Annotated in this window: 18 protein-coding genes; 4 read left to right on the forward strand and 14 right to left on the reverse strand. The window is 60.8% G+C overall.

Annotated elements, in window-relative coordinates; all coding sequences use genetic code 11:
- From VLY20_06270 to VLY20_06305, 8 genes are all read right to left on the reverse strand, one after another.
- Window positions 1-477, reverse strand: a 477-nt coding sequence (locus VLY20_06270; protein HUK56246.1) for a hypothetical protein, incomplete at its 3' end; no start/stop codon positions are given.
- 88 nt (window positions 478-565) lie between these two features.
- On the reverse strand, window positions 566-1,084 hold the full coding sequence (locus tag VLY20_06275) for a hypothetical protein (GenBank protein ID HUK56247.1): 519 nt from the start codon (window positions 1,082-1,084) through the stop codon (window positions 566-568).
- A gap of 154 nt (window positions 1,085-1,238) precedes the next feature.
- On the reverse strand, window positions 1,239-2,006 hold the full coding sequence (locus VLY20_06280; GenBank protein HUK56248.1) for a molybdopterin-binding protein: 768 nt from the start codon (window positions 2,004-2,006) through the stop codon (window positions 1,239-1,241).
- Complete coding sequence (locus VLY20_06285) at window positions 1,987-2,976, reverse strand: cytochrome b/b6 domain-containing protein (protein ID HUK56249.1); 990 nt, start codon at window positions 2,974-2,976, stop codon at window positions 1,987-1,989. The genes VLY20_06280 and VLY20_06285 overlap by 20 nt, the downstream gene beginning before the upstream one ends.
- A gap of 155 nt (window positions 2,977-3,131) precedes the next feature.
- Window positions 3,132-3,731: a hypothetical protein gene (locus tag VLY20_06290; GenBank protein ID HUK56250.1), complete on the reverse strand. Its 600-nt coding sequence runs from the start codon at window positions 3,729-3,731 to the stop codon at window positions 3,132-3,134.
- Between the two features lie 62 nt (window positions 3,732-3,793).
- Complete coding sequence (locus VLY20_06295; GenBank protein ID HUK56251.1) at window positions 3,794-4,054, reverse strand: hypothetical protein; 261 nt, start codon at window positions 4,052-4,054, stop codon at window positions 3,794-3,796.
- A 128-nt stretch (window positions 4,055-4,182) separates the two neighbouring features.
- Window positions 4,183-4,443 carry a DUF4242 domain-containing protein gene (locus VLY20_06300; protein HUK56252.1) on the reverse strand — a complete coding sequence of 87 codons (261 nt, stop codon included), beginning with the start codon at window positions 4,441-4,443 and terminating at the stop codon, window positions 4,183-4,185.
- Window positions 4,444-4,445: 2 nt separating this feature from the next.
- Window positions 4,446-8,207: a tetratricopeptide repeat protein gene (locus VLY20_06305; protein HUK56253.1), complete on the reverse strand. Its 3,762-nt coding sequence runs from the start codon at window positions 8,205-8,207 to the stop codon at window positions 4,446-4,448.
- A 126-nt stretch (window positions 8,208-8,333) separates the two neighbouring features.
- On the opposite strand from VLY20_06305, the gene hisS reads away from it, so the two are divergent.
- On the forward strand, window positions 8,334-9,584 hold the full coding sequence (gene hisS / locus VLY20_06310; protein HUK56254.1) for a histidine--tRNA ligase: 1,251 nt from the start codon (window positions 8,334-8,336) through the stop codon (window positions 9,582-9,584).
- A 12-nt stretch (window positions 9,585-9,596) separates the two neighbouring features.
- Here hisS and VLY20_06315 read toward each other — a convergent pair whose 3' ends face one another.
- The 6 genes from VLY20_06315 to VLY20_06340 form a co-directional block, all read right to left on the reverse strand.
- Window positions 9,597-10,070: a regulatory protein RecX gene (locus VLY20_06315; GenBank protein ID HUK56255.1), complete on the reverse strand. Its 474-nt coding sequence runs from the start codon at window positions 10,068-10,070 to the stop codon at window positions 9,597-9,599.
- Window positions 10,071-11,234 carry a PilT/PilU family type 4a pilus ATPase gene (locus VLY20_06320; GenBank protein ID HUK56256.1) on the reverse strand — a complete coding sequence of 388 codons (1,164 nt, stop codon included), beginning with the start codon at window positions 11,232-11,234 and terminating at the stop codon, window positions 10,071-10,073. It lies immediately after the preceding gene.
- Window positions 11,235-11,246: 12 nt separating this feature from the next.
- The gene (gene recA / locus VLY20_06325) at window positions 11,247-12,323 is read right to left on the reverse strand and encodes a recombinase RecA (GenBank protein ID HUK56257.1); all 1,077 of its coding nucleotides are present in this window, start codon (window positions 12,321-12,323) and stop codon (window positions 11,247-11,249) included.
- A 155-nt stretch (window positions 12,324-12,478) separates the two neighbouring features.
- Window positions 12,479-13,033 carry an RNA 2',3'-cyclic phosphodiesterase gene (gene thpR / locus VLY20_06330; protein ID HUK56258.1) on the reverse strand — a complete coding sequence of 185 codons (555 nt, stop codon included), beginning with the start codon at window positions 13,031-13,033 and terminating at the stop codon, window positions 12,479-12,481.
- Between the two features lie 3 nt (window positions 13,034-13,036).
- Entirely contained in the window at window positions 13,037-14,308 is a 1,272-nt protein-coding gene (locus VLY20_06335; protein ID HUK56259.1) for a competence/damage-inducible protein A, read from the reverse strand.
- Complete coding sequence (locus VLY20_06340; protein ID HUK56260.1) at window positions 14,305-14,763, reverse strand: phosphatidylglycerophosphatase A; 459 nt, start codon at window positions 14,761-14,763, stop codon at window positions 14,305-14,307. The genes VLY20_06335 and VLY20_06340 overlap by 4 nt, the downstream gene beginning before the upstream one ends.
- A gap of 547 nt (window positions 14,764-15,310) precedes the next feature.
- Here VLY20_06340 and speD point away from each other — a divergent pair.
- The 3 genes from speD to VLY20_06355 are packed head-to-tail and all read left to right on the forward strand — an operon-like array spanning window position 15,311 to window position 18,134.
- Window positions 15,311-15,742, forward strand: a complete 432-nt coding sequence (speD, locus tag VLY20_06345; GenBank protein ID HUK56261.1) for an adenosylmethionine decarboxylase — start codon at window positions 15,311-15,313, stop codon at window positions 15,740-15,742.
- Window positions 15,708-16,628 carry a polyamine aminopropyltransferase gene (speE, locus tag VLY20_06350; GenBank protein HUK56262.1) on the forward strand — a complete coding sequence of 307 codons (921 nt, stop codon included), beginning with the start codon at window positions 15,708-15,710 and terminating at the stop codon, window positions 16,626-16,628. The genes speD and speE overlap by 35 nt, the downstream gene beginning before the upstream one ends.
- Before the next feature lie 21 nt (window positions 16,629-16,649).
- Window positions 16,650-18,134, forward strand: coding sequence for an aminotransferase class I/II-fold pyridoxal phosphate-dependent enzyme (locus VLY20_06355; protein ID HUK56263.1), 1,485 nt, complete (start codon window positions 16,650-16,652; stop codon window positions 18,132-18,134).
- The last annotated feature ends 25 nt before the right edge of the window (window positions 18,135-18,159 follow it).

The following is an 18,159-nucleotide window of genomic DNA, read 5'->3' on the forward strand; positions in this document are numbered from 1 at the left end:
TTCGAGAAGCGGTTTGTACTGTTTGTAGTTCATCGCCGGACGGTCGAGCGTTCCGTACATCCCCTGGGCTTCTTCTAACGCCTCCCGCGCATCCTCCGGAAAAATCGCCTGGGCCTTCCGCCAGAAATTATCCAGATTTTCTTTGAAGGGCGTGCCCTCGAAGACGGAAAGGTGAGTGCGGGCAACAGCCAGCGCGATCAGTTCCTGGACCGTCGGCATGATCGGCGGAACCTGATGGAAAGTTGGAAGGAGCTTATACGAAACCTCCCCGTCCTCATTTCGTTCCGACCGATCGATTGGGAAACCGGCTTGTTCCAGGACTTGAATGTCCCGCTGAAGCGTCCGCTTCCCTTTTCCACGGGGGACCAGTTCTTCGATCTCGTCCAGAAGCTGTTTCTGAGTCACTCCATACCGGGCGCGGCTCATGACGGTGGTCAGAATCTTCCATTGGCGGAGGGCTTGATCGCCGCGGGCCATAAACCGATCTCCTTACAGAGTAAGACGCGGAAGTTGAGTTATCGTACAATATGAATCGAGGGGCTGTCCATTCCGTTGCTCTCGGTGCTCACCGACGTCGCTGCTCCTGCACCTCCCGTTCGATCTCCTCAACCGGCTTGAGGCTTTCTCCCCAACGGGCGATTAGAAAGAGCAGAGGACCCACTTGACCGAGCAGAATCGGATCCGAACGCCGCTCGGCCGTCCAGATCTGGTAAGAATCGAAGTAGCCCATCTCTTTACAGTCGGCCCATGTTTTGAGCGCAGTCAGTGGAATCAAATCATGGGCATACTCGGTCAGGCGATGCATTTCAAGACCGAGTATTCGATTCAAGTTCCTCTCCTCGGACAGCTCCCGGTCCTCCAAGTACCGCTTGCCGAGATAGCTTCTCCAAACCATGCACTCATCCGGACTGAGCAGCTTAAACGGAATGTCTTTCGCTTTTCCCAGACCGTCCATGTACCGTTGCTGTCCTGAAAGGCCCAACTCCTTGACCAACGAAGCCCGGTGCTCCCACTCCTCGAAGGCATCGAGAAAATCGGGGGCTGCGCTTTCAACCATTTCACGTTGATAAATCTCTACCTGCATGTCATCCTCCTTGGGTTTTTAGGGTTGCTAATGAAAAGGAGGATACCATGCCCGAACGTCAAGAAAGGACGCATCGAATGAAAATAGAAAAAGGGGTTACCGTTTCGTGTGTTAAGGGGGAGCGAATTATTTTACGGTTTTACCGCGACGGAATTCAAATTCCGGCGTACCATTCGTAGCCCTGATCCTCCCAATACCCTCCGTGGCCGCCGCCGATCGACTCAAAACTTTCCACCAGCTCGATCCGCACGACGTACTTGGCCATTTTATAGCCGAGCTGCCGCTCGAGCCGAAGGCGGATCGGGGCGCCGTGGGCGACCGGGAGAATTTGATCGTTGATTTCGTAGGCCAGGAGCGTTTGCGGGTGGTAGGCGTCGTCGAAATCGATGCTCTCATAATAGTTGGCGCCCGAATCGTCCGGGTCGGCGCAATAGAAGACGACGTAGCGCGCCGAGGGAAGCGGACGGACCCGGTTCAAAATCTCGGCCAGCGGCGCGCCCTTCCATTTCGCGATGGCGCTCCAGCCCTCGACGCAATCGTGGCGCGTGATCTGCGTGCGGGACGGAAGCCGACGTAGTTCTTCCAGCGAGAACTCGGCCGGATGCTCGACAAGCCCCGACACGGTCAATTTCCAGTCGGCAAAGCCGTTCCGGACCTGGGCCTGATAGTCCGGATTCTCCGGGTCGATGTTTCCGTTGGTCGGGAAAACGGGCGAGAGATCGGCCTCGGCGTATTCCGGCGCCATCGCCTTCCGCGGCGTGACGAGACGCTGGACGCTCCGGGTCAGGCCTTCGGCGCGGCCGAGGATTTTCGGGAACCACTCGGACTGCGAAAGCTTGTCGCAGCCGGCCAGGAGCATCAGGCCGACCGCCTGGGCGGACCGGGCGAAGAAGCGCCGCCGGTCAATTCGGTTTTTGATCATGAAGCCCGCCTCCGACTTCCGCAATACGATAGCGTCCGACCACCATGGAGCGAAGATTGTTCCAAAGCCCGGTCACGGCCACCATGAAAAGATGGACCGCAACGAAGCCGATGAACGAAAAGCAGGCGATGAAATGGACCGTCCTCGCCGACTGCCGGCCGCCGAAAAGGGTGAGAAGGCCGGGAAACGCGGCGTCCAGTCCCGGCGACATCGTCATTCCGGTCAGGAGGATCAGCGGCCCCAGCACGAACACCGCACTCGTGTAGGCGATTTTTTGCAGGACATTGTAGCGGGCCGCCGCCTCTCCCGCAGTGTGGCGGAAGAGAAGATGATCGACCACGGCCTTCCCGATGCCGCGAAGGTCCCGCGGAAGCGGGAAGAGGTCCCGGTCGAAATGCCTGCTCAAAAAGGCGTAAAGACCGAAAAAAACTCCGTTCAGGACGAAGACCCAGGCAAAAAAGAAATGCCATCGCCGCCCCATGGCCAGCCACTGGAAGCTGGGAATCGTGGCCCAGGCCGGAAAGCCGCGGCGATGAAGTTGTCCGCTTGCATCCTTGGAGGCCCCCAGCCATCCGGTCGTGTCGAAGGAATGACCGAAGACGCGGGTGATCCCGCGGAGTCCCGCCGCTTCCGAATAGTCGGTGTCCAGCGCGAGAATCGGACGGTCCCGATCCGAGCGCTCGCCCCAGTACAGGGCCGGATGGGCGTTGAAGATCTGAAGACCGCTCATCACCAGAATCGGAAGGCAGAGGACGTTGATCCAGTGGGCGAGGCGCACGGGCAGCGCGTGGCGGTAAATCCAGCGAACGGGGGGAAGTTCGAGGGCGGAGGGGGAAGACGCTTCCGGCTCGGCGACCCGATCAGTTGAAACGTCCGGTGAAGCGGTCGGCGCTTCGGTCCCGGATGGAGTCGATTCCTCCGGCCCCGCGTCCTCAGTCGTTCCGTTCTCCGCGCCCGTCGAATCCGTCATGGAAGCATCCCCGTTCAAACCCTTTTGGAACATTAGATCGGCCGGCCGCTCGCTGTCAAGACAAAGATGAAAATCCGAGCGAATCGAGAACAAAAATGCAGAAGGGCTCTGCAAGGCAGAGCCCTTCTCTTTTCGATCCCGAAGGATCCTTTTTCTTACTTGATCCAGACCGGATTTTGGTACACCATGAGATGGGCGTAGGGTGTCCCCTCAAACATGATCCAGGTCCCAAACTTATTCGGACCTGCGGGGATCCCGCTCGTCTTGGAGTCGAACGACCAGAAAACCATCCAATGAGGCGGCTCCGATACCAGTTTTGATCCGGCTTCCCCCTCCTTCATGGTGACCTTTCCGTCCTTCTCGTAATGCCAGCCTCCCCGCGCCATGTAGGAAATCCCCGGCACGGTGTTGGTCGGTCTCGGAGCTCCGCTCATCATGTCATTGATCCACTGCGCGGCGGCCTGATCCGAACAGATCGGATCGGGAATGGATTGACCGTGAATATCCGGAAGGCAGGTGAATCCGTTCGTCCCGTGCTTCGCCTCGATCATCTTGCCGTCCTCGCCGGGGAGCATCACCGACGCATCCCTTGCAATTTCCGGAGGCGCGGCGCTGAGCGCGAGCTTGATCAGATCTTCCTTCGACATGCCCTTGACCCCTTTGCCGCCCATTTGATGGCCTTCATCGGCCATGGATACGGCCGTGAGGCTGAGGGTGATGACCATCATCGCGATGAGATTCATGATGCGTTTCATCTTTTATCTCCTTAGGGTTGTATGAGCCCCGCCCCATCCGGGGCGGGGCTCAATGTTTGTGCTTATCCTTGAACAAATTTCCCGGTGGCCCGATCCCACTCAAAATCGACCGGATAAAGATCGCCCGGCGTCCTGTCCTTGAGAAACGACCGAATCGCGCTTTCGTTCGGCGCCTCGAAGACGCAGCACATCTTTCCCGTTCCGGAAAAGAAATGGGCGTACTGACGGATCCCGCCTCCCAGGTCGGCGCGCGCGGGCAGCTCCTTGATCGTCTGCTGCACGGCGGCCGGCGTGGCGGCAAATATCGCGACAAACTTCGGCATGGTCATCACCCCCTTTCTTTTGATGAATCGCATCGAGCGCCGAAAAGCGGCTGCTCGATACGCGGGAGTGAGTCTAACCCGGGGATGTTGCGGAATTGTTGCGGAGAGGGATCTGGTGTGCGGAATTATTATCTAAACATGGCCGGCTGGAGCTCGGTCACCATCCGGACGACGTCGGCCGGGACCTGGGCGCGGCGCGCGTGCTCATAGATCAGATCGATCGTGGGCGCCTCGTACTCGCAATACATCTTCCCCTCGTCCGCCGCGTAATAGGTCCGGATCCATTTGACATGGAGCTCATCCGCGACCTTCATCGCCTGACGCAGTCCGGCGTCGATCTGGGCCTCGGTCAGCTTTCCGACTTTTCGTTCGATCAGGAATCTGGGCATGCTTACTCCTTTTGTCGTAGTGTGATCCTCAGAAGCTCTTGGTCGCCCAATTCTTGAGCCAACGCGAGCGCTTTGTCAAGATGGACCCGGCTTTCGCGCCCCTTTCCGTTTTCTTTGAGGACCTTTCCCAAGCGATGGTGCGCCCATGCAAGATGCGCCCGATCCCCGGAACCGGAACGGAGGTCCAGCGCGGCGAGCGCCGCTTCCTCCGCCTCCGGACGCCGTCCCATGGCGAGATAGGTGTCGCACAGACTCGAGAGAACGAAGCCCTCGGCCAGACGGTCCCGGAGCGACCGGGCCGAGTCGCAGGCATCGAGCGCGCAATCCAGAGACTTATTCAGGTCGCCAGCCTGCCGGTAGACGACGCTCAACGCGGCCAGCGCCGCCCCCTCCGCGGCGCGGTCCCGTTGCGCCCGTGCAAGCTCCAGCGCCTCGACATAAAAAGGAATCGCCGCGCCCGGTTTCCCGCCGACCCAACAGGCATGTCCCATCCGGCTCAAAAGCGGACGGAGGGCTTCGGAGGAACCCTCCTTTCGGTAATAGTTCATTGCGCTGTTGTAATAATGCAGCGCCTTTTCACCTTTTTGAAACGCTTGCACCATCAAATCCCCCAGACGCTGGCAGACGTCGGCCCACACCATGACGTCGCCAGCCTCGAGCAGAAGCGCGGCACCCTCGGAAAAACAGGCCTCGGCCCGTCCGGCGTCGCCGCGCCGCTCGTAAAGGATGCCCAGCCCCCGCAGCGCATTCCCCTCCTTCCCGGTGTTTCCGCCCATTTCCCTGGAAAGCCGGAGCGCCGTCTCGTAGGACTCCCGCGCCTGCTCGAAATTTTCCAGGCCCAGATAGAGCGAGGCCGCCTCCAGCAGATAATGTATCTCCCCGTAGCGGTCGTTCTCCTCGCGATGAAGCGCCAGCGCCTCCAGCGTGGTGGACAGGGCCTCGGCCTGATTCCCGGTCAGCCGGGCGATCCGCGAGAGAATGTTCAGCGTCCGGCCCTCCTCGTTCCGCTCGCCGATCCTTCGGAATTCCCAACGCGCCTTCCGGTAGTATTCCAGTCCCTTCGCGTAATCCCCCAGGCTGGCATAGATCTGACCGATGTTGTGAAGATCTCCCGCCGCGCCTTTTACGTTTCCGGTCACCTCGTGCAGGCGGAGGGCCTTCTGGTTCATCTCGAGCGCCTTCTCCAGCCGCCCCGATTCCCAGTGGATGTAGCCGAGCTCCCGAAAGGTCTTGGCCGCGCCGTCTTTTCGGCCCTGCGCCTCGTAAAGGGCAAGCGCCTGCTTCGCCAGCTCGATCGCGCGGTCCCAGTCCCGGTTCGAGCTGTGAAGCCCCGAAAGGGAGAGATGGGCCTCGGCCAGCTCGACCGGATCGCCCGATTTTCGGGCGAGGCGGATCGTCTCGGCCACGACCTTTTCCCGCTTCTTGGTCTGGCCGGTCTCGGCGAGAAGATGGTCCTTCAGTTTAAAGAGCTGGAGCCGCCGGCGGACCCTTTCATCGGGGGACAGAAAGCTCGCGCCGTGGAGAGACAGGATCGACTCGGCCTGGTCGAGGAAGGAAAGGGCCGCGCCGTAAGCAAACGTTCGTCGCGCCGCCTCGGCCGCTTCCTTGAGATAGCGGAACGCCTCGGGCCGGGCCTCGGCCAGGAGAAAGTGATGGGCCAGTTCCGGGGCGGAGGCCTCGGGACCGGGAAACGACTCGAGCGCCTCGGCCGCCCGCCGGTGGAGCGCCTTTTTCCGGCCCGGACCAAGCGCGTCGTAGACCGTCTGCCGGATGTTTTCGTGCGCGAAGCGGTAGACGCCGCGGAGGCCGGGATCTTCCTGAAGGAAGCCGGCCCGGAGAAGGCGGTCGAGCGTGTCCGCGCCGTCGATCCCGTCGGGTCCGAGCAGGCGGTTTATCAGATCGCGGCTGAAGTCGCGGCCGAGCGTCGAAAGCGTTTCGAGGCTCTTCCGGTCCTCCGGGCCGACGCGTTCCACACGGGAAAGGATGACGCGCCGGATGCCTCCCGGAATCTCCCAGGACGTTTGGTCCGCGTTCTCCCGCGATCCGACAGTCCATCTTCCGCGACGGTTCACTTTCAGCAGATCCTTTTCGATCAAGATCTGGAGCACTTCCATGACAAAGAGCGGATTTCCATGCGTCTCTTCATAAAGGCGAAGGGCCAGCCGGTCGATATGAGCGGCCGACTCGCCTTTGGCGCTCATCATCCGAAACAGATCGAGGATCGATTTGCGCGGAAGATGCGAAAGCGGGAGGATCCGCGAGGCGATGCGCTGAATCGCCGCGAGGAGCTGGGAGACGACCGGATGGGCGGAGGCCTCGTCGGTTCGATAGGTGAGCATCACCAGAATCCGGTCTTGGGAAATCCGGCGGACCAGATGATGCAGGATCGCGAGCGTCTCGTCGTCGGCCCAATGAATATCGTCCAGGAAAAGCGCGAGGGGGGCGTCGTTCGAGAGCCCGATCAGCAACTGGGTCAGCGCCTCGAACAGACGCTGCTTGACCTGCTCGCCCGGAAGCGGCGGAAGAACCGGCAAATTCGATGGAACCGGAATCTCCGGAACGACCTGTGCGGCGCAGGCCAGATGGAATGGAGAAAGCGAAAGCAGGGAGGGGCGCCGGGGCCCGTTCAGGATCTCCCGGAAGATTTCGACGATCGGCTCGTACGGCCGGCGCAGCGCGGGCGCGTAGCAGCGGCCCGACGCCGTCAGAAAGTTCCGGCTGCGGGCATACACCAAAACCTCTTCGGCCAGGCGGGTCTTGCCGACGCCGGGCTCCCCGCCCAAGGCGACGACGCTCCCCTTTTTTTCGACGGCGTCCTCCAGGTGCGTCGCGATCAGGCCGATCTCATTTTCACGCCCGATCAATCGAAGCCGTCCCAGGGAATGCAGAACCCGTCCGGTCCGCGGAATCTCGACCGCGGTACGGACGGTTTTATCGATGCCGGGAACCCGCCTCCGTCGGATCTGATCATGCAGTCGGACCGTCTCCTCCGAAGGATCCACACTCAGTTCTTCCCGCAAGGCGTCCCCGCACTGCTTAAAAAGCACCTCGACCTCGTTCAAGTGGCCGCTCAAATAATGGAGCAACATCAGCTTTCGGTAGGCTTCTTCATCGCAGCGATCGATCACCAAGGCGGCCTGACCGGCTTCCAGCGCGTAAGAATATTGGGCGAGCGCGAGATGGCAGTCCATTTGGGCCAGCAGAAGGGTTCGCCGGACCTGTCGCCACTGCTCGCGATGGGGTAAAAGCCAGAGGGTCTCCGGCTCATCCGACAAAAACTCGCCCCGGAATCGGGAAAGGGCCGTGCGATAACGGGCCAGCGCTTCCTCCCATTGCTCCCCTTTCTGTTTCTCACGGCCCTGACGAAGGGCCGCCTGAACCTCCTCGGTGTCAAGGAGAGCGTCGGGCGAGGGCATAAAGGCATATCCGCTTCGTTCCGTTAGAATATACCGGGAGAGACGGCCTTGACGGAGGTCGGGTTCCAAGGCCTTCCGGAGTTTGCTGACGGCCGAACGGAGGCTTTTGGCGGCCTCTTCCGCTTTGAGGGCCGGCCAGAGTAGATCGATGATTTCATCCGGCGAAAAAATTCGGCCCGGCGCGGTGAGGAGAAGCTTCAGAAGCGATCGGGTTTTCTGGCGGTCCCAGGCCTTTGAAGGAAGAGGATTTCCATTCCGGTGGATGACGAGCGGACCGAGCAGTTCGATGCGCAACGGGGAAGCGGTCCGGGTCGTCTTTGGAGGCTGTTCTCGGGTTTCCTTTTTCATCGGGAAAAGGACCTTTCAATCTTCGCCGACCCCATGGTAACCCAACTTCCGTTCCATTTCAATCTCCCTCCCGCCAACGGCCTTACCGTGTTGACTTTTCCGACGGGTTGCGTCTATAGTGACGCCATGAAATTCCAGTCCATCCGGGGCGTTAAAGACATCCTGCCCGGCGAGATCGAGGCGGTCCAGCGGCTCGAGCAGGCCGCGCGGTCGGTCTTCGAATCGTACGGCTTCTCCGAGATCCGCATCCCGATTTTCGAGGTCACGGAGCTGTTCGCGCGGGGCATCGGGGCCACGACCGATATCGTTGAGAAGGAGATGTACACCTTCGAGGACCGGGACGGGAAAAAGATCACGCTCCGGCCGGAGGGAACCGCGTCGGTCGTACGGGCCTACATCGAACATCAATTAAACCTGAGGGCGCCGGTCGCCAAACTCTATTATCTCGGCCCGATGTTCCGCCACGAGCGGCCCCAGGCCGGCCGCTTCCGCCAGTTCTACCAAATCGGCGTCGAGGCCCTCGGCACGGACCGTCCCGCGATGGATGTGGAGGTGCTTGCGATGTTGACGATCGTGCTCCAGAACGTCGGCGTGACGGAGGTTCAGCTCGAGATCAACAGCCTGGGCGACGCGGCCTGTCGTCCCCACTACCGGAAGACGCTGAAGGCCTATTTCAAGACCCGCCTCGCGGAACTCTGCGAGGACTGCCGGCGGCGCTATGAAACGAATCCGATGCGGATTTTAGACTGCAAGAAGGAGGGCTGCAGGGCCGTCGCGGCCAAGGCCCCGTCGCCGCTGGACCATCTCTGCCCGGAATGCCTGGCTCATTTCCAGCAGGTCAAGGACGGACTGAACCGGATCAAGATCCCCTTTGTCGTGAACGAGCGTCTCGTCCGCGGACTGGACTACTACACGCGGACCGCGTTCGAGGTCACCACGACGAGGCTCGGCGCCCAGAACGCGGTCGCGGCCGGCGGCCGCTACGACGGCCTCGTGGAAGAGCTCGGAGGCCCGCCCACGCCCGGCATCGGCTTCGCGATGGGGGTGGAGCGGATCGCCTCGCTCATGGCGCGGATCGAGACACCGAAGCCCGACGTCTTCTTTGCGCTGCTGGGAGAGGAAGCCGTCCGTCAGATGCTGCCCGTGATCATCCGGCTTCGGGGCCACGGCCGGCGGGTTGAAATGGACTACTCCGGCGGGGGATTGAAAAAGCAGATGGGTCTTTCGGACAAGCTGGGCGCGCGGTACACGCTGATCGTGGGTGAAAACGAGCTGAAGTCCGGGAAGGCCGTTCTGCGGGACATGACCACCAAGGCGCAGGAAGAAATCCTTCTAACCGGGTTGCCCGAACTCCTGATCAACGTCATCCGGTCGTAACCGCCGCTCTTTCTATTCCGAACTCTCTTTCATTTTTCGCAACGCGCTCTGGATGGCGTCCGGGGAATAGCCCCGCCGGAAAAGGTAGGCGAACAACCGGCGGTACTCCTTCGGATCGCGAAGACCGCGCCCTCGGAGACGTTGCACGACGAGCTCCGTCGCCCGGGTTTCCTCAGCCCCCTCTTCAAACAGCTCCCGGACGGCCGCTTCGGTCCATTCCCGGGCGACGCCTTTGCGTTCCAACTCCATTCGGAGACGCGACGGACCCCAGCGGCGGCGGGTAAACCGGTCGCGGGCCCATTGTCTCGCGAAGGCTTGATCGTCTATATACCGGTAGGCTTCGAGCCGTTGAAGGACTTGACGGATCACCGGCTCGGGATAATTCTTTTCCCGTAAGCGGCGTTCCAGTTCGGCGCGGGTTCGGGGGCTGCGGGCCAGGTAGCGGTAGGCGGAGTCCAGCGCCTTTCTCAGAAGATCCTCATCCACCTATTTTCCGAAGCGGTCGATCTTGAATTTGGGTTCCGCTTCCTTGCCCACGGTCTGTTCGGGCTGTCCATCCCAGGCATCCGAGGTGGACTGGATGCCCTTGACCTTGAGCGTGAAGTCCTCCGGATTGGTGCACCACCGGAGCGCCTCTTCGTAGGTAATCAGGTTCTTCTGAAACAAACCGAATAGCGACTGGTCGAACGTTTGCATTCCGTACTGAGACTGTCCGGCCGCAATCACATCCGGGATCTTGCGGGTTTTGTCCTGATCGATGATGCATTCCCGGATGGTCTGCGTGGCGATCATCACCTCCACCGCCGGCACGCGCCCGGCCCCGTCCGACCGGGGCACCAGCCGCATGGACACCACGCCCTTCAGGACGGCGGCGAGCTGCATGCGCACCTGCTTCTGCTGATAGGGGGGGAAAACCGAGATGATCCGGTTGATCGTCTCGCTCGCGTCCAGCGTATGGAGCGTGCTCATCACCAGGTGCCCCGTTTCGGCGGCGACCAGCGCGGTCGAGATCGTCTCGAAATCGCGCATCTCGCCGACCAGGATGACGTCCGGGTCCTGACGAAGAGCCGACCGCAGCGCCCCGCTGAACGACTCCGTGTCCGCGCCCACTTCCCGTTGGCTGACGATGCTTTTCCGGTCGCGGTGAAGATACTCGATCGGGTCCTCGATCGTGATCACGTTGTCCATCCGGTTCCGGTTGATGAAATCGATCAGGGAGGCCAGGGCGGTCGTCTTTCCGCTGCCGGTCGTTCCCGTAACCAGGACCAGCCCCCGTTGTTCCATCGCCAGTTTCTCAAGAACCGGCGGCAGATTCAACTCCTCGACCGTCAGGATTTTGGTCGGGACGACCCGGAAGACCAGGCCGATCGTTCCCCGTTGCTGGAAGACGTTCACCCGGAAACGGCCCATTCCAGGGGCGCTGTAGGCCAGGTCGATTTCGCTGCGCTGCTTGAACTTCTCCTTCTGGGGGTTGCTCATGATCGAGAAGGCCACCTGGATCGCGTCCTCCTGACTCAGCTTGGGCTGCTCTTCAACCGGAATCAGGTGACCGTCCACGCGGATGATCGGATAGTTTCCGACCTTCAAATGAAGATCGGAGGCCTTTCGGTCGATCGAAATCTTAAGCAGTTCGTTAATGGTGACGGACATGGTGATCTCTCCTCAGGCGATCGGCTGTTGTCCACGCGCGGGGTGGGCCGTCTTGACCGGCGCCGCCGTCTTTCCCGTTGCGGCCGGTTTTCGAAGCGCCAGGGCGGCCTCCCGGATTCGCTCCTCGATCTCCTTTGCCATGGCGGGGTTTCCCTTCAGGAAGGTCCGGGCCTGTTCCCGGCCCTGGCCGATACGTTCTCCCTTGTAAGTATACCAGGCCCCGCTTTTTTCGACTACGCCTTTTTCCGCCCCCAAATCCAGGATCTCGCCGACCTTGGAGATGCCTTCATTAAACATGATATCAAACTCGGCCTGTTTGAACGGCGGCGCGACTTTGTTTTTCACCACCTTGACGCGCGCACGGCTGCCGGTCACTTCCTGCCCCTCTTTGATCGCTTCAATCCGCCGGATGTCCAGCCGGACCGAGGCGTAGAATTTCAACGCGTTTCCGCCGGTCGTGGTCTCGGGGTTTCCGAACATCACGCCGATCTTCATCCGGATCTGGTTGATAAAGATCACCGTGGTTTGTGATTTACTGATGGTCGCCGTCAGCTTCCGGAGCGCCTGCGACATCAGCCGGGCCTGCAGGCCCATATGCGCGTCGCCCATCTCCCCCTCCAGTTCGGCGCGCGGAACCAGCGCCGCGACCGAATCGATCACGATCAGGTCCAGCGCCCCGCTGCGGACCAGCGTCTCGGCGATTTCCAGGGCCTGCTCGCCCGTGTCCGGCTGGGCGATCAGCAGATCGTCCGTCTTCACGCCCAGCTTCCGCGCATAGGTCACGTCGAGGGCATGCTCGGCGTCGATGAACGCCGTCGCGCCTCCCGCCTTCTGGGCCTCCGCGATCGCGTGCAGCGTCAGCGTCGTCTTGCCGGAGGCCTCGGGACCGAAGATCTCGACCACCCGACCGCGGGGAAAACCGCCCACGCCCAGGGCGATGTCCAGGCCCAGAGAACCGGTCGAGATCGCCGGGATATCCGACAGGACTTCCTCCGAGCCCAGTTTCATAATGGCCCCTTTTCCGAACTGCTTTTCGATCTGAGCCACCGCCAGATCGAGCGCTTTGCCCCGACTCTCTTTGTCCGCCATGGATGCTCCTTTATGGTTTAACAGTGGTTGAGGATCGTAACACCCGTTCACCCTATATCAAGCCCGGCGTGAACGGTCCGGCCTTCCCGCGTGCGTAAAATCCTTGTAACGGAACGGCGTGATGAACCGGGCCCGCCCTATATTAATGATTGCAATTAAAGTGCCACAGACCACAGCTTCGTATAAACCGCCCCTTCCCTCCGAAGCTCGCTTTGAATCAAATAAAGCTCATCCAACAGGCTCTCTCCGGCGGAAAAACGATGCCGGACGGCGATGGCCTTCATCAAGCCGTCCAGGCCGCGTGAGGATTTGACGCGGCCCAGGGTAAGATGCGGCCGGAACCCGCGCTCCTCCCGCGGAAATCCCAACGGCGCCAGCGCACGATCGATGCGTTCCTGAAGTCGCATGAGCCGGTCGCCCTCCGGCCGGATGCCCAGCCAGACAACGCGGGGAGTTTTCGGGTTCGGAAAGACGCCGATATCTTGCACCGCGATCTTCATCGGCCCCGTCCCCTCCGAAGCGAGCCTTAAGGCGTCCTCGATGCCGGGCAGACGCGCGGACGGCACCTCTCCCAAAAACTTCAAGGTCAGATGCATCCCGTCCGTTCGGACCCAAGCGACGGGCGCGTCCGACTTCATCAACTCCCGCTGGATCGCGGCCGCGGCTTCCTTGATGACCGAAGGAAACTCGAAAGCGACAAAGACGCGCATGCTCTACCGCAGGGGCGACGCATGCGACGGCCCTGCCAACACCCGCCGCAGCAGATCCAGCGCATGCTGAGAAGCGCGGAGCTTGACCGCCGCGCGGTCGCCGGAGAATCGCGCAAAGGAGGTGCGCACTTCCCGGCCGTCGTCCAGACCGAAGTAAACCAACCCCACCGGTTTTTCGGGGGTCCCGCCGCCCGGCCCGGCGATGCCGGTCACGGACAGACCGAAATCGGTCCCGGCTCGCCGTCGGACCCCCTGGGCCATGGCGGCGGCGACCGGCGCGCTGACGGCGCCGTTCGCCTCGATCAGTTCCGACGGCACGCCGAGGGCCTCGATCTTGGCACGGTTACTATAACACACCTCGACCCGGTCGAGATAGTCCGAGCTTCCCGGAACATTGGTCAAGCGGTGACCGATCAATCCTCCGGTACAGGACTCGGCCACGGCCAAGCGCATCCGGCGCTCCTTCAGCAGCCGCCCGACCACCGCTTCCATTTCGTCCCGACCCCGGACGTACAGAATGTCCGCCAGCCGCTCTTCCACTTTTTGGAGCAGGCCTTCCAGAAGGACGCGTACCTCTTCCCGGTTCCGTCCGCTTCCCAAGATCCGGACATCGACCCCGACCGGCTTGGCCGTCAGGCCGATCCGGACCCGGGGATGACCGATCATCAGATCGGCCAGCCGTTCATTCACCCCCGATTCCATCAACCCGTAGGTTCGGAAGAGATGCAACTCGTTCCAGGGTCGGGAGGGAAAGCGTTGCTGAAGGAAGGGCCCGACCGTCGCTTCGTACATCGAACGCATCTCATGCGGAACGCCGGGCAGGCAGATCAGATAACTGTTTTCCCAGTGGAGGATCAAGCCCGGCGCGCTCCCAGCCGGGTTCGGGATGACGACGGATCGGGCCGGCATCAGGGCCTGGCGCTCGACTTGAACCGGCATGGCCTGCGCCCGTTCCGCAAAGCGCTTGCGAAGGTCATCCAAGAGCTTTTCCTGAAGGACCAGGCGACGGCCGGCGATTCGGCTGACCACCTTTTTGGTGAGGTCGTCCTCCGTCGGCCCGAGTCCGCCCGTAATCAGGACCACCGGCGCGCGCTCGGCCGCTTGCCGGATGACTTCCATCATCCGCCGCTCTTCGTCTCCCACGACCGATTTGTGGATCGGCTCAAACCCCAACTCGATCAGCCGGTCGGCCAGGTAAACCGAATTGGTGTCGGTCAGGCCGTCCCACAACAGCTCCGAGCCGGTCGCGATGATTTCAGCGCTCAGGGTTTTCATGACGGCTGGACCCACGCTTTGATGCCCTGCAGCATCAGATTGGCATACAGCCCGGCCACGGTGTCGTCCAGCATAATGCCCCACCCGCCGACGAGATGGCGTTCGATCCAGCGCGCCGGAAACGGCTTCAAGACATCGAGGGCTCGGAACAGGAGAAAGCCGCCGATCCAATAGCCGGCGCCGGAGGGCAGCAGGAAACCCGCCACCAGCATCCCGGCGATCTCATCGATGACGATGCATCGATTGTCTTTTTCCCGGGTGGCGCGCTCAACCCGATCGGCCGAATAAACGCCCAGCGCGAAGACCGACAGAACGACGACCGTATAAAAAATCAGCGAGCGGTTTTGAACCAGAAAAACGAGGACCAGTCCCACGAGGCTCCCGGCGGTGCCGGGGGCCACGGGAGCATAACCGGCGCCGAAGCCGGTCGCCACCCAACGAATCCATCGAGGCAAATCGACACCTGCGGAAGAACCCGGAAAAAGTTCGATCGCATTCTAACACCCGGTCGGAAGGGTGTCAAGGAAGCGGCCGCGGGCTTGAGCGCCGCCGGTTTTCGGCGAGGCGCGATCCATCGCTCGATCGCGCGCGGCAAATCAAACCCCTGTTCGGATCGCTTTTTTTCCGTCGGAGAATCGTTCCGCATTTTTTCACCGACGCTGTGGCCCGCTCATCGACGAAGACCGACCGTTCGAAGAGAAATTTCGGGGAATTTTTCTACTTTTTTCTTGACAAACAAAAAAATTCAGATATATTTACATTTAAATGATGACGACCGGTTGCGATCATCGGTCGCCGTGAAGAGGACGAACTCATCGCGCGACTCCGGTCGTCGGCATTCGCGAAGGAAAAACCGGGGAAGCGGATCGGAAAAAATCGCGGAAAGCATTCCGGGAAGAATTCGGATGGACACCTCGGCGTTCATCAGCGGGGTGAGGAGGTGAGAGCGATTCCAAAGATCTCACAGAAGCCACTAACCCGTGACGAAAGGGGGCAAATAGATTGCACGCACTCGGGAGGCATTTGCTGTTGGAGTTGAAATTATGCAACTCCAAGGTGTTAAATGATCTGAAGAAGGTGCAAGAGATCATGGTCTCAGCAGCCAAGGAAGCCAAGGCCACCATTGTTGAGATCTCCTTCCACAAATTCAGTCCCTTTGGCATCAGCGGTGTCGTTGTTATCGCCGAATCCCACATTTCGATTCACACCTGGCCCGAATACGGTTACGCCGCCATCGACATCTTCACCTGCGGCGACGTTCTTCAACCGGAAACGGCCGCGTCTCTCCTGATCGACAAGTTTCAATCCAAAGATCCTTCCATCGTGGAACTGAAGCGCGGCGTCCTGATCCGCGGCGATATGAAACTCCCTCACAAACCGGTCAAAGAGGTCGTGGAATATGCCCGAACCAAAGAGCTACAAATGGTTCCTTGACTTCTTGACCCCGGACGAAGGCCACATGCATGGCGTGGAGACGATCCTCCACGCCAAGCAAACCAAGTTCCAGCAGATGGAGATCATGCTCACCCGAAATTACGGGCGCTGCCTGGTCCTGGACGGCAAGATGCAGTCCAGCGAGTACGACGAGTTCATCTACCACGAAGCCCTGGTCCACCCGGCCATGCTCACCCACCCCCATCCGAAGAAAGTGTTCATCGTGGGGGGCGGGGAAGGGGCCACCCTCCGCGAGATTCTCCGGCATAAGTCGGTCGAGCAGGTCCTGATGGTCGACATCGATCAGGATGTCGTGGAGGCCTGCAAAATCTATCTGCCCGAATGGCACCGGGGATCCTTCGACGACCCGCGTGTGAAACTCGAATTCCGGGACGCGCGAAAGTATCTGGAGGAGACCAAGGATGTCTACGACATCATCATCATCGACATCTCAGAGCCGGTGGAAGAGGGCCCGGCCTATCTCCTCTACACGAAGGAATTCTACCAGATCGTGATGAACCGCCTGAGCAAGGACGGCCTCATCTCGCTCCAGGCCGGAACCACGGCCCTGACGGCGCTTCTCTGTTTTTCGGCCGTGTACCAGACCTTGAAGTCCGTCTTCCCGATCGTGCGCCCCTACCAGGCCATCATCCCCTGTTTCGGGTTGCCGTGGGGCTTCGCGCTGGCCTCCAAACAGCTCGACCCGCAGAGTTTCTCTCAGGCTGAAATCGACAAACGGATCGCCGAGCGCTTAAAAGGCGAATTGCAGTACTACAACGGCGAGATTCATCACGGACAGTTTCTCTTGCCCAAGCACATTCGGCAGCACGCGGAGCGCGAAACTCGAATCATCGAGGATAACCACCCGCTGTTTACCTACACCTGAACAAGGCACCGCCGCTTCTTCATGGATCCGGACGAACAACTGAGAACGCCCCTCTTCGACGCGATGGTGGCTTTGGCCGAATCGCGAAAGGTCTCCTTTCACACCCCCGGCCACAAAAGCGGAAAAGGCATCTCGACGCGTTTCCGAAAATTCGTCGGCCCCAAAATCTTCTCGATCGACCTCACCACCCTGGACGAGGTGGACTCGCTCCACAAACCCCGCGGCGTGATCAAGGAGGCTCAGGAACTGGCGGCCCGCGCCTACGGAGCGGATCGATCCTATTTCCTGGTCAACGGAACGACCGGAGGCAACCACGCGATGATTCTGGCCGCCTGCAATCCGGGGGACAAGATGCTCGTGGCCCGCAACGCGCACAAGTCGGTCATCGCGGGCGCGATTCTCAGCGGGGCCCAGCCGATTTTCTTCCGTCCGGCCATCGACACGCGGCTTAAACTGACGCGGAACGTCTCCTTTGAAGAAACCCGCGCGGCGATCGACGCCCACCCCGAAGCCAAGATCCTTTTTCTCACCAGCCCGAACTATTACGGGCTCTGCGCCGATCTGGAGCGCATCATCCCGTACGCGCACGACCTGGGCCTGATCATCCTGGTGGACGAGGCGCACGGCCCGCATCTGCGGTTTCATAAAAACCTCCCGCCCTCGGCCGTCGAGATCGGCGCCGACCTCTGCGTTCAGAGCACCCACAAGATCATCGGCGGAATGACCCAGGCCTCGATGCTTCACGCCCGGGGCGCCCGCATCGATTTCCCCATGTTGACCAACGTGCTGCGCTTCGTGCAAACCACCAGCCCGTCCTACATTCTCATGGCCTCGCTGGATCTCGCGCGGATGCAGATGGCGACCGAGGGGGAGAAACTCCTGGAAAAGGCGATTCAACTCTCGAGCGAAGCCCGGCTTCGGATCAACAAGATCCCGGGCCTGTTCTGCTTCGGCCAGGAGCAGGTCGGCCCCTTCGACATGACGAAGCTGACGATCACGGTCACGGCCCTGGGCCTTCCCGGCTACCAGGTCTCCCGGATCCTGAACAGCCGCTACAACATCCAGGTCGAGATGGCCGATGCCTTTCATATTCTCGTCATCGTCAGCATCGGGGACCGCAAGGACGACCTCAACCGCCTGGTCGAGGCGCTTCGCGAGATCTCGGCCGAACACGCGGGGAAAGCCGCGGTCGCCGAGACCCCCGACATCGCGGTCCTGAATTTCGAAAACGAAGCCCTGGCCACGCCGCGGGAGGCTTTTTTCGCCGATCATCATTATATCGCATTGGACGACGCCGCGAACGAGATCAGCTCCGAGATCGTCACGGTCTATCCGCCCGGCGTCCCGGTTCTTGTCCCCGGCGAACGGATCAGCAAGGAAACGATCGACTATTTGAAACGCTCGCTCAAATTAGGCGGCACCGTGGACGGCCTGGACGAGACCAATCAGTACATCGGCGTCGTCAAGCGCGGTTCGCTTCCGACCCCAGGTTCCCGTTCCATCTGAAGACCGCTTCCCTCTCCTTGCTTTG

This window comes from Nitrospiria bacterium (genome assembly GCA_035517655.1).
GTDB lineage: Bacteria > Nitrospirota > Nitrospiria > JACQBZ01 > JACQBZ01 > JACQBZ01.

Coding starts and splice junctions, on each gene's coding strand:
- recA (HUK56257.1), bottom strand. CDS start 12,323: ATGGCGGACAAAGAGAGTCGGGGCAAAGCGCTCGATCTGGCGGTGGCT.
- VLY20_06335 (HUK56259.1), bottom strand. CDS start 14,308: ATGAAAACCCTGAGCGCTGAAATCATCGCGACCGGCTCGGAGCTGTTG.
- VLY20_06305 (HUK56253.1), bottom strand. CDS start 8,207: ATGAAAAAGGAAACCCGAGAACAGCCTCCAAAGACGACCCGGACCGCT.
- VLY20_06355 (HUK56263.1), top strand. CDS start 16,650: ATGGATCCGGACGAACAACTGAGAACGCCCCTCTTCGACGCGATGGTG.
- VLY20_06300 (HUK56252.1), bottom strand. CDS start 4,443: ATGCCCAGATTCCTGATCGAACGAAAAGTCGGAAAGCTGACCGAGGCC.
- VLY20_06280 (HUK56248.1), bottom strand. CDS start 2,006: ATGATCAAAAACCGAATTGACCGGCGGCGCTTCTTCGCCCGGTCCGCC.
- VLY20_06320 (HUK56256.1), bottom strand. CDS start 11,234: ATGTCCGTCACCATTAACGAACTGCTTAAGATTTCGATCGACCGAAAG.
- speE (HUK56262.1), top strand. CDS start 15,708: ATGCCCGAACCAAAGAGCTACAAATGGTTCCTTGACTTCTTGACCCCG.
- VLY20_06285 (HUK56249.1), bottom strand. CDS start 2,976: ATGACGGATTCGACGGGCGCGGAGAACGGAACGACTGAGGACGCGGGG.
- thpR (HUK56258.1), bottom strand. CDS start 13,033: ATGCGCGTCTTTGTCGCTTTCGAGTTTCCTTCGGTCATCAAGGAAGCC.
- VLY20_06295 (HUK56251.1), bottom strand. CDS start 4,054: ATGCCGAAGTTTGTCGCGATATTTGCCGCCACGCCGGCCGCCGTGCAG.
- VLY20_06290 (HUK56250.1), bottom strand. CDS start 3,731: ATGAAACGCATCATGAATCTCATCGCGATGATGGTCATCACCCTCAGC.
- hisS (HUK56254.1), top strand. CDS start 8,334: ATGAAATTCCAGTCCATCCGGGGCGTTAAAGACATCCTGCCCGGCGAG.
- VLY20_06275 (HUK56247.1), bottom strand. CDS start 1,084: ATGCAGGTAGAGATTTATCAACGTGAAATGGTTGAAAGCGCAGCCCCC.